General features: G+C 44.1%; 12 protein-coding genes. 2 read left to right on the top strand and 10 right to left on the bottom strand.

Going from position 1 to position 10,681, the window contains the following annotated elements; translation table 11 throughout:
* Positions 1–804: DinB/UmuC family translesion DNA polymerase (locus N7974_RS16870; RefSeq protein ID WP_449566815.1), on the top strand; the 804-nt coding region annotated here is incomplete at its 5' end.
* Here N7974_RS16870 and N7974_RS16865 read toward each other — a convergent pair.
* From N7974_RS16865 to N7974_RS16850, 4 genes are read right to left on the bottom strand one after another with little or no spacing between them, the layout of a single operon-like run.
* A complete protein-coding gene (locus N7974_RS16865) occupies positions 773–3,097 on the bottom strand; it encodes a PilV family protein (protein ID WP_262966747.1) in 2,325 nt (774 codons plus the stop codon). The genes N7974_RS16870 and N7974_RS16865 overlap by 32 nt on opposite strands.
* 27 nt (positions 3,098–3,124) lie before the next feature.
* Positions 3,125–4,432 carry a hypothetical protein gene (locus N7974_RS16860; RefSeq protein WP_262966746.1) on the bottom strand — a complete coding sequence of 436 codons (1,308 nt, stop codon included), beginning with the start codon at positions 4,430–4,432 and terminating at the stop codon, positions 3,125–3,127.
* A 25-nt stretch (positions 4,433–4,457) separates the two neighbouring features.
* Complete coding sequence (locus N7974_RS16855; RefSeq protein ID WP_262966745.1) at positions 4,458–5,156, bottom strand: prepilin-type N-terminal cleavage/methylation domain-containing protein; 699 nt, start codon at positions 5,154–5,156, stop codon at positions 4,458–4,460.
* A gap of 19 nt (positions 5,157–5,175) precedes the next feature.
* Positions 5,176–5,673 carry a GspH/FimT family pseudopilin gene (locus tag N7974_RS16850; RefSeq protein ID WP_262966744.1) on the bottom strand — a complete coding sequence of 166 codons (498 nt, stop codon included), beginning with the start codon at positions 5,671–5,673 and terminating at the stop codon, positions 5,176–5,178.
* Between the two features lie 183 nt (positions 5,674–5,856).
* On the opposite strand from N7974_RS16850, the gene N7974_RS16840 reads away from it, so the two are divergent.
* Positions 5,857–6,261 (top strand): type IV pilin protein, encoded by a 405-nt coding sequence (locus tag N7974_RS16840; RefSeq protein ID WP_317451620.1) that lies wholly within the window; start codon positions 5,857–5,859, stop codon positions 6,259–6,261.
* 66 nt (positions 6,262–6,327) lie between these two features.
* On the opposite strand, the gene N7974_RS16835 is transcribed toward N7974_RS16840, so the two are convergent.
* The 6 genes from N7974_RS16835 to N7974_RS16810 all read right to left on the bottom strand — a co-directional run bounded on the left by N7974_RS16835 (position 6,328) and on the right by N7974_RS16810 (position 10,642).
* Positions 6,328–6,843, bottom strand: a complete 516-nt coding sequence (locus N7974_RS16835) for a phosphatidylglycerophosphatase A family protein (protein WP_262966743.1) — start codon at positions 6,841–6,843, stop codon at positions 6,328–6,330.
* Positions 6,827–7,762: a thiamine-phosphate kinase gene (thiL, locus tag N7974_RS16830; protein WP_262966742.1), complete on the bottom strand. Its 936-nt coding sequence runs from the start codon at positions 7,760–7,762 to the stop codon at positions 6,827–6,829. Before thiL ends, N7974_RS16835 begins: the two co-directional genes overlap by 17 nt.
* A 16-nt stretch (positions 7,763–7,778) precedes the next feature.
* Positions 7,779–8,225, bottom strand: coding sequence for a transcription antitermination factor NusB (nusB, locus tag N7974_RS16825; RefSeq protein WP_262966741.1), 447 nt, complete (start codon positions 8,223–8,225; stop codon positions 7,779–7,781).
* A complete protein-coding gene (gene ribH / locus N7974_RS16820) occupies positions 8,225–8,701 on the bottom strand; it encodes a 6,7-dimethyl-8-ribityllumazine synthase (RefSeq protein ID WP_262966740.1) in 477 nt (158 codons plus the stop codon). Before ribH ends, nusB begins: the two co-directional genes overlap by 1 nt.
* Before the next feature lie 181 nt (positions 8,702–8,882).
* Complete coding sequence (ribBA, locus tag N7974_RS16815; RefSeq protein ID WP_262966739.1) at positions 8,883–9,986, bottom strand: bifunctional 3,4-dihydroxy-2-butanone-4-phosphate synthase/GTP cyclohydrolase II; 1,104 nt, start codon at positions 9,984–9,986, stop codon at positions 8,883–8,885.
* Complete coding sequence (locus tag N7974_RS16810; protein ID WP_262966738.1) at positions 9,986–10,642, bottom strand: riboflavin synthase; 657 nt, start codon at positions 10,640–10,642, stop codon at positions 9,986–9,988. Before N7974_RS16810 ends, ribBA begins: the two co-directional genes overlap by 1 nt.
* Positions 10,643–10,681 lie beyond the last annotated feature (39 nt).

Raw genomic sequence — 10,681 nt, 5'->3', positions numbered from 1 at the left:
GAGGGTGTTCTGGATCTATCCGATCTTGTCCGCCGGGAAAAATTAATGAAGATTGTGCCGGTAGCTGAAGTCTGGGGGATTGGTTCAAAGACAACCGCAAAATTAACTAAACTCGGCATTCACAGCGCATGGGATTTGGCAAATCAATCACCACAGAAAATACAAAAAGCGTTTACTGTTGTGATTGCCAGAACGGTAATGGAACTAAACGGCACCCCCTGTTTGGCACTGGAAGAGATAAGTCCAAATAAACAACAGATCGTGTGTTCACGCAGTTTTAGTCGTCGATTAACGCAGTATCAAGAACTCTCTCACGCCTTATCCGAATTTTGTAGCCGTGCCGCTGAAAAGCTCAGACGACAACACTCCTTGACCGGCTGTGTAACCGTGTTTATCAGAACCAGTCCGTTCAATCCCCATGAGCCGCAATATCAACGCTCAGCCAGTATCAAACTGAGTACAGCGACCCAAGATACCCGCATTTTGATCACTACTGCCAACCGTTTACTGACAGAGATATTTAAAAAGGGTTATAACTACCAAAAATGCGGTGTGCAGCTCAGTTATATCCAATCAAAATCAGCACCCGGTCAACTTGAATTATTTGCTTTTCAAAATAGCGGTCTACCCACAGAAAATAGCCCGTTAATGGCTGCAATGGACAGGATTAATAACCGTTTTCCGAAAAAGGAAAGGAAATGCAATACTTTTCTATCCACAGGATTAATCAATTCATATTTTTATATGGTATATACCCCCCCCATTTGGTTAACTAATTCGTTGTTGTTAAATTTGGCCCGGTAAGTATTAGTGGAGTGCTGATACAAGAAACCGGCACGGGATTGGTTGTACCCACCGTAACTTTTGTGCCACTCAAAGTCACTTGGCCTAAGTTATTTACGCTCCCGACAGTACAGCTATAAGTATAAATACCGCTGGCATTATTCTTTGTACAATTACCCGTTCCACTTGGCGATAATTTTGAGAAATTAACATTAACATTATTATCGCCCGGATCTTTTACATTATTTCCTGTACCTTTATTGATATTACCTGTCACCGTCACTGTGCAACTGGCCAAGTTATCGGCATTAAAAATGGGGCCTGTAGCCGGTGTAATGCCAGCAAGAGCAGCAATAGCGCTGGAAGGACTGACATTACCGCCAGTAGCGTTAATAGTTACTGTGCCAGGTGAGGAAGTAACCGTACAAGTATAGGTGCCATTATTGTTATTGCCGCAACTACCGCCATTACTAATGGTGAATATTACTGAATTTGCGTAACTACCAGTAATAGTACCCGTGATGGTATAGGTCATTGAAGTGACTGTTGTAGCGACAAAATTTGGCCCCGCCACAGTAGCAACATCAGACAGAGATACCTGTGCAACACTACCTGTTGCCAATGTTACATTACCACCGGTAGCTGTAATGGTAACCGTTGCTGGTGTTGACGTTATCGCGCAAATATAATTATAAGTAACGCCATCACCGTTTAACACTTTCGTACAGGTACCGTCGATAAGCGTTAAATTAACCTGACTTGCCGAGTTCCCGGATATAACGCCGGTAATATAATAAGCCGTGGTTACAGGAGTTACGGTATTGGCAACAAGTGTTGGCCCCGTAATGGATAACTGTGCAGTTGACACAGTAAGTGCAGTCGAAGCAGGTGTCACGTTGCCACCAGTGGCTGTAATAATTAGTGATGTTGTGGTGTCAACGGTTGTAATAGTACAGCTATAACTATAAGCATTGCCGACAACCGTGTTGGTACAACTGTTGCCATTAACAAATACACTAACCAAATTAGCCTGATCACCAGAAATGCCGCCAGTAATGGTATAAGTAACCGTTGTACCACAACTGGATACATTTTCGGCCAGAGAGACATTACTATCGTTAGGTTCTAATGACCGTTGCACAGACGAACTTGGGACACTAAGGCCACTAAAATTACTGAAATAGTGGCAGTCGTTACTATTCCCTGTTGCGCCAACAACCAAAAAATCTTGACAGGCAAATGACTGGTTTATACCTTCCAAGCCAACCACGACGTTACTGGCATTTAAGCGCTGGGTTGAATAAAAACGTGCTGTAGTCACTGCCGTTAAAGCAACATTGCTGGCAATATCTTCGGCAAAACAGACTTTTTTATTGTGAAAGCCGGTGCTACTGGTTTCCAGTAAACCCACTTTGCCATACCAACCGCCAGATACTGCCGTATAAAGAGCTGGGTCAGGTGTAGTTGTTGAACAACCACTGCCACCGTTGTTGCAATCACCACCAAAGTAACAAATATAATCGGATTGGCCGCTAGTGACCGGAAAGACACAATAAGCCAAATCAGAAAACGTTACCGGGTAATCTGTTAGAGGAGACAAAGAGGCCGTACCATGAGAGACGGTGCCGTTATAAACCTTACCTTTAATAGTGTGACCAACACCACCATTAAATCTGATCAAGGCTTTTCCCGTTGAGTCCAGCAAATAAATATGGCCCTTGTCATCGTCATATTTAATAAGATTACTACCGTCATTTAACGGCATTTCTCCGGTAATTTGACCAAGATCAAACTGGGTAGCATCCGCATTAGAGGAATTATTATTGGGACTCTGCGCTTTGGCTGACAAACCATTGCCGTCGGTGGAATAATCAGTAGCTTTACCTGGATCAGCCCAAACCACTTGACTAACGATATTGACTGTTTCATTGGCCCCGCCAGCTCCCCAAGTCACTTTTACGCTGATGTTTTTCCTGCTTGGGGCTGTCACATCCGTAATAATCCAGCGTCTGCCAAAGGTTGCATTAGTACCGATGACACTATCACTGGCGTTAACAACAGCAAGATCAATGTCGAAACTACTCTTGGCAGGGTCGGTACTGGTCTTGATGATATTGTTGCGTAATCCTTCCTGCTTCGCTTCAGCCAGCATGACAGCTTCGGTACGGGCTTTGCTTGATCCGCTGCCAGACATCAAACCACCTTGTAACGATGCCAGTGATAGCAAGCCAATGGCAACCACGACGGTAGCAATAAGAACCTCTATTAAAAAAATACCGCGCTGTGCTTTTGTTTTGTTTATATAAAAAGCCATAAGAATTACCTGCTTGTTACAAAAGCGTTACCAATCACGCCATGAACCACTAATAGCGGTTGTGGTACCGACGATTGGATTTGCCGACCTGTCAAGGGCGTAAGGCGAGTAAACCAAATCAACGCCGCCATGGCCTACCACAGGATCTTCACCTGCCGGCACCAGAGCGAGGTCGCCTTCAACAACAACAGAACCCAGGACACCAACAGTGCCGGCAGCATTCAGTTGACCTCTGATATAGAGTAAGCCAATGATATTGGGGTTACCGCTTGCTTGCAAATTGCCGTTGATAATAATAATGACAGGACTGTCTGCCGAGCCATAAGTACCGCCATTAATACCGGCATCTCCTTCAATCCAGACTACGCCGGATTTACCGTCGGCATTACCAACGTTGGCAGCAGGGTAAACCTGATCCAAGCTTTGCGCCAGGTTTTTCATTGTCGTTCTGTCACCATAGAAAAAGTTGTTAAAAAAAGCATCACTGATTAAAGAAGCCAAGCCTGGATCATTGGCAATGGTATCTACGCCATTACCTTTATCGCGATCTGAAATAGGTTGTGAGGTCCAAGCATTGCCAGTGCCGCTGTCTTCAAGTTGGGCTCGGGTATAGTCACTTTCCCGGGTGCCAACCGGCCTCAGATAGGTTGCAGCACTGGCTGAAGCACCAATATTCACAGCGCTGCCAGACCATGCAGTGGTATTATAATACCTGTTAATCATTTTATAATTGCCGGTTAAGCCAACACCGCTTCTTGATACCATGGATTGTTTAGGGCTATTACCGCCAAATATGTTAATGGTACCGACACATTGGCTCATAGTTCGCTGCGCCAAACCATCGTCACTAAAACCAACTGCTGTAATCAGGCCGCTTTTCATGCTCGGTATTTCACCCGCTGTCACACAACGGGTACCATCATCATTATCGAAAGTGACTGTAGCTGTTGTCACTAAATTTCCATCAGTAGAGGTATAAGTTAAGGCATATGGTGAAGTTGCTGCACAATTGATAGTCGTATTGGTAGAGGCGTCAAAATAACTTAAAGGATCAGACAGATAATCAGGACACTTGTTATTATCATGATCAAAACCGGCGACAACGACACCACTGGCATTAACAACACCATCAAAATAGCCTACGCCAAAATCCAACGCAGCATTCGCAGCAGCAACTGCTTGGGTCATACGATAGTTATCAGCGGCAATTTGAGTTTGTACCAGTACGGTTTTTGAAGATAAAAATGTCACCAAAGTAATACCTATCAACAAAACTAACGCTGTTAATAATGTGGCTGCGCCATGTTGGCTTTTGTGGACATTTTGGCTTTTCATAATGGGAGCTCTTATTACTACATCACTAAGGTTGGGTAAAAATACGGTCGTTTCTTATTTTTACTTGATCTACAGCCTTCCTGATTACCACAGGATCAATCTTGACCCGCCCTTCCAGATTAATGAAAAGTGTACGAGTTTCGATTGCGCGATCATTGGTTACCAGATTACTGTCTGTTGCTACGACGTTGCAGGTACTGTCATAACTGAGATCGGCAACGGCTATACGTTTCCTTAGGCATTTAAACGCTTTGGTAAAAGTTAACAGGGTAACTTCGATTTGCTCGGTGCCTTCGCTAATATTAAGGGTATTCCATCCGTTTGCAGCGCAATCGATGTTTGAAGAACGCATTTGTATATTGCCGCCACTGAGTCTGAAGCCGTAGTATTCATCTGTATCAACAGTACCATCAGCATCCGCATCGTAGGTGTATAAAACACAGTCTGTAAGAGGGAATTGCAAATCAGTTGCCGCTTGTGTAAATGGATTGGCACGACTATCAGATCCCACTATTGCCCCTCCCCAATATCCCGCACGGCGAATATCATTAATCATTAATGCCAAGGAGGAATCTAAATCATGATTCAAGCGAGCAGACTTTACCAGGTCAGAACTGCCTCTAATCGTGGTGATATAGATAGTAAGGGTTGCCGCCAGAATGATTAACCCCAACAATAAGGCAATCATTATTTCGATAAGGCTATAACCATCTTGTTTTTTCATACTGATTCTCCGTATTGATTTAACAATCTGGATATCCTGGCAGTCTTTTCAGACCATTAGGATTACATATCCTTACCCGGCCTATATTGCTAACAACAACCCTTGCCTGATAATTGGTTGAACTGAACGTTGCCCCCATAGCACCGGCTGTTCCACGTCTAAAAGAAAAAGTTACATCATTATTGTTATCTACTGTAATACCTTGAAACTGACGGCCATCCACTGTTTTTATGGCGCAATCTCCAACTGTTCCACAGTTACATGCCGTATTGCCATCATCAATTCCGTAGCACCATGTTGCAGCGATCAGCGTTAATCTTAAATCGTTACTTCGCTTGATAGCTTCTGTGCGGGCAAATTGCATATCTGATTTTAATGCTTCGACTGCTTGTTTTAAGCGATTGCGCTCAAGCATATCTTGATAAGAAGGCACGGCAATTGCCGCGAGAATGCCAATAATGGCAACAACAATCATTATCTCAACCAAGGAAAAGCCGGTATTGTTTCGTCTGGACATGATTACTTATCTTTATATAGGTTAAGTATTGATAATTATTTTTAATCTATCAGCTAAGAAATAGTAACTAAATATCCAGATATAAAGAATTTTTTGTCATTCTATGCTTAAGACGAATTTTGTCAATTTACATTCGCGAGTAAGGGTATGCTATATTAGACATAACTTCAAAAATGCAGATTTATGAACCTATTTAAACGACCCTGCGGCTTTACTTTAGTTGAAGTGATGATTGTCATGGCTATTATCGGGATTTTAACGGCCATTGCAGTACCTTCTTATACGGAGTATGTGATCCGTTCAAAACGTGCTGATGCCAAAGCTGCGCTATTGCAGATGCAATTAGCCGAAGAGAAGTGGCGGGCTAATCATACTACCTACGGCACACTTGTTGAGACAGGCGCCAGCAACACCTCACCAGATGGATACTACACAATTGCCATATCAGGCAATCCAACAGCAACCACTTACACCGTTACTGCTACTCCCACCTTCACTGATACAAAGTGTGGCGTGCTTGGTATTGATCAAGCTGGAGTTAAAACTAAAACCGGCACTGATTCTGTCGAGAATTGTTGGGGCAAATAATCATCCCAACGAGTCACTCCATTGCCCTTTGAGATAGCCCAACATGTTATATCTCAAGGACTGCAATTAACTAATCCAGCCTTTGTTAACGGCTAACAGCAACAGTGCGCCGGCAAATACGCCTGCCAGAACATCATCAATCATGATGCCAAACCCGCCTTCGACATGCCTGTCCAACCATTTAATCGGCCAAGGTTTGAGTATATCGAAAAATCTGAACAGGATAAAGCCGGCGATGATGGTTTGCCAGGTAAGAGGAACCAACCACATGGTTATCAGAAAACCGGCTATTTCATCCCAAACGATGCCGCCAAAATCATGCTCGCCTAACTTTTCTGCTGCATTTCCACAGATCCACACACCGACTACAGTTACGACGACAGTCAGCAAGCTATAAACTAGGCAATCGGCTTGGGCAAACAACCAATAGACGGGAATTGCCGCCAAGGTACCCATCGTCCCCGGCGCTTTTTTAGCCAATCCAGAGCCAAAACCAAAAGCCAGAAACAAGATGGGATCAGACAGAATTTGCCGGGGCGTCAGTTTATTTTTACCGTACCAAGTATCAAGAAAAATGCTCATAACCTTTACTGTTAAATGGTTGAGTAGTACCTGACTTACGCAAACGCAAACCGGGAGTTGATTCAATAACGCCAATCTTTGTGCAATTAATGGTTAATTGAGACGCTTTTTCCGGGCTTACCGTGAAGCACAATTCATAGTCATCGCCAGCGGTCAGCGGCATGGTCCAGTCTCCGGTAGCATTTATATAAGCCAAGACTGCCTCAGACAGCGGCAAAGCCTCCCAATCAAGACAAGCACCGACCTTACTTTGCTCCAAAATATGACCTAAATCACCAGCGAGGCCATCTGATACATCAATACAGGCATTGGCAATATCGAGTAATGTCTGCCCTGCTTCTATTTGCGGATCAGGCTGATTAAAACGTTTGTGTGCCGCCTGTGGATCATCGCAGTGATAGCCTTGTTTAATTTTCAAGCCTAACCCGGCATCACCTAATGACCCGGTGAGATATACAAAATCACCGGTTTTTGCACTTGAGCGCAGCAACGCTTTACCTTTTGGCACCAAACCCATCGCCTGAACCGTAAGCGTTAACGGGCCTGATGTGGTATCGCCACCAATCAAATCCACTGAATACTGCTCGGCAAGGCTTAAAAAGCCTTTAGAAAAAGCCGTTAACCAGTTTTCGTCAACACGGGGTAACGTCAGCGCCAGTGTCACTGAAACAGGCTTTGCGCCCATACTGGCCAGATCGCTTAAATTAACGGCCAGTAATTTATGCCCCAACTGTTCAGGATCGGTTCCCGCAAAAAAATGCACATTTTCAACCATGGTATCGGTAGTCACTGCCAACTCATACCCCTCCGGCAATGACAATAACGCACAATCATCACCGATACCCAAGCGTGTTGAGGCGTTTTTTACTGTTTGCCGGGTAAAGAAGCGCCTAATGAGCGAAAATTCGGATAAGGGCATGAGTTTAGACTAAAGACTAAATTGATTTTGCATCTTTTACTTTATTCTTGACTTCTATCGTTCTTTTTTGCTGAGCCACTTTATCCAAAATGCCATTAATATAGCGATGACTGCCATCAGCACCAAAGTACTTAGCCAGATTAATGCCTTCATTTAAAACGACGCGATAAGGCATATCCAATCGATTAATCAATTCATAGACACCAATTCTTAAAATAGCTCTTTCAACAGGATCAATCATATCAACCGGACGATCGACAAATTCAGCCAAGGCTTCATCTATGGCAGCCAAATTTTTAGGAACACCATGAAACAGCTCGGTAAAATAGCTTTTTTGAACATCTTTCAGACGCTCTTCTTCGATAAATTGTCGCTCGATTTCAACCAGACTCTGCCCTGTCATTTGCCATTGATACAATGCCTGGACAGCCGCTTTACGGGCATTAGTACGCGTTGAACTCATCAGGCTTCCAGGTTATTAAATAAATTTACCATCTCAATGGCTGACATTGCTGCTTCCGCGCCCTTATTACCTGCTTTTGTACCTGCTCGTTCTATCGCCTGCTCAATTGAGTCAACGGTTAAGACGCCAAAACTGACCGGGATATTATATTGCAGGGAAACCTGCGCCAAGCCTTTTACACACTCACCGGCAACATATTCAAAATGCGGTGTACCACCACGAATCACTGCGCCAACGGCGATAATCGCATCGTATTTTTTGGTTGCGGCAATGCGTTGCACGACCATCGGCAACTCAAATGCGCCGGGCGCTTTAACCAGGTGAATGTCCGCTTTATCGGCACCATGGCGTACCAGTGCATCTATCGCGCCGGCTTCTAATTGCTCAACGATAAAACTGTTAAAACGGGACGCTACGATACAAAATTTACCGCCCTGTGCCAATAAATTTCCTTCAAACGTTTTTATTGCTGACATGCTTTTTCTCTACTTAAATTACAAAATTCTGTTAACTAAAACAACACCATAAAGTGGTGTTATCGCTTGGCTTAGCCTAAGCCAAGCATTATTGTACTCACTATTGATTCCGGCCAAACCACTCTGTTGACCGATAAATTACATCGCGTCAATTTCTAAAATGGCATTCCCGATTGACAGTTTAGGCAACATGTTCAGACACTTCCAAATCATACCCGGATAATCCAACATATTTTTTCTGCGCGCCCAGTACTTTTAATTTATGTACGCCCAAATCGGCCAATATTCTTGCGCCGGTTCCGGTCAGTCGCCAATGCTCTGCCGCTGGCGCATTAACCGTGCTAAGTACACCGTTATCTTCCAGCTGATAGCGATGAATTAATTCTGCCAGTGCTTTATTATCTTCACTTTGCCTGATTACCACCAAAACACCGCGACCTTCCTCAGAAATTTTTTGCATGGCAGTTCGAATTGAAACGCTGGAATCATTTCGTTCTGATGAAAATATATCATCCAGTAAATTACGGGCATGAACGCGAACTAAAACCGGCTCGTCACCCGATACCTTGCCCATAACTAAAGCCAGATGCAGATTATTGTCGTTCTGGTCTTGATAAGCATAGAGACGAAAATCACCAAATTCCGTGGGATACACACATTCACTAATGCGTTCCAGCGTGTTTTCATGCTGAATACGATAATGAATCAAATCGGCGATAGTACCCATCTTAAGATTATGTTGCTTGGCAAATATCTCCAAATCCGGTCGTCTCGCCATGGTACCGTCTTCATTAAGAATTTCTACGATAACAGCAGAAGGATCGACACCCGCCAATTTAGCCAAATCACAACCCGCTTCGGTGTGTCCGGCGCGGCGCAGTACGCCACCAGGATTAGCCATTAACGGGAATATATGCCCGGGCTGTACCAAATCATCTGCGGTGGCATTAGGTGCCACCGCACTTTGAACCGTTCGGGCACGATCAGCAGCAGAAATACCGGTGGTCACACCCACTGCTGCTTCGATAGAAACGGTAAAATTAGTCGAATGTGCGGTTTTATTCTCATTAACCATCAACGGTAAACGTAACTGCTGACAACGCTCACTGGTTAAGGTTAAACAAATTAAGCCACGTCCATAACGGGCCATAAAATTAATATCTTCCGGTCGCGTAAAAGCGGCAGCCATTAACAGGTCGCCCTCATTTTCACGATCTTCATCATCCATAATGATGACCATTTTTCCTAACCGTAAATCGTCTATAATTTCTTCAATTGTATTCATTAGCCAAAAAACCCACTCTTTTGCAATAATTCTTCTGTAATGCCACCCTGATCATAAGCTGCTGACTTGCCTTGCATTAATCGCTCCATATAACGCGCCAGTAAATCCACTTCAAGATTAACCTCAGTACCAACTGTCGCTGAACCCAGCGTCGTATCTTTCAGTGTGTACGGTACGATATTAACACTGAATTGAGCGCCCTTAACCTCGTTGACTGTCAAACTAATACCGTTGATACAGATAGAGCCTTTTTCAGCGATATATTTAGCCAGATTATCAGGGGCTTTAACAGTAAAGCGATACGAATTTCCATCCGCTTTTTTTTCTGTCACTTTACCGATACCGTCAACATGTCCGCTAACAATATGCCCACCCATTCTGGTTGACGGCGTTAAAGCCAGCTCCAGATTAACAGGCGTACCCACCGTTGCGGTATTTAAAATGCTTCTGGACAAGGTTTCATTGGAGACATCGGCACAAAAATAATGCGCTCCCAACTCCACCGCCGTTAAACAAACGCCGTTAACAGCGATGCTGTCACCCAGCGCGACATCTGTTAGTGATAACTTGCCGGTGTCTATCTTAAGCTGGCAAGCCCCTGCCCGACGCCCGATTGCTGCTATTTTACCTACGGCTAAAATAATACCTGTAAACATTAAGCCTCTGTGTCATTTAGGGCGCACTCCATGCACCGA

The sequence above is a fragment of the Methylobacter psychrophilus genome, from assembly GCF_025583945.1.
Taxonomy (GTDB): domain Bacteria; phylum Pseudomonadota; class Gammaproteobacteria; order Methylococcales; family Methylomonadaceae; genus Methylobacter_C; species Methylobacter_C psychrophilus.
The sequence above is the reverse complement of the archived record's forward strand: the minus strand, read 5'-3'. Positions and strand labels throughout refer to the sequence as shown.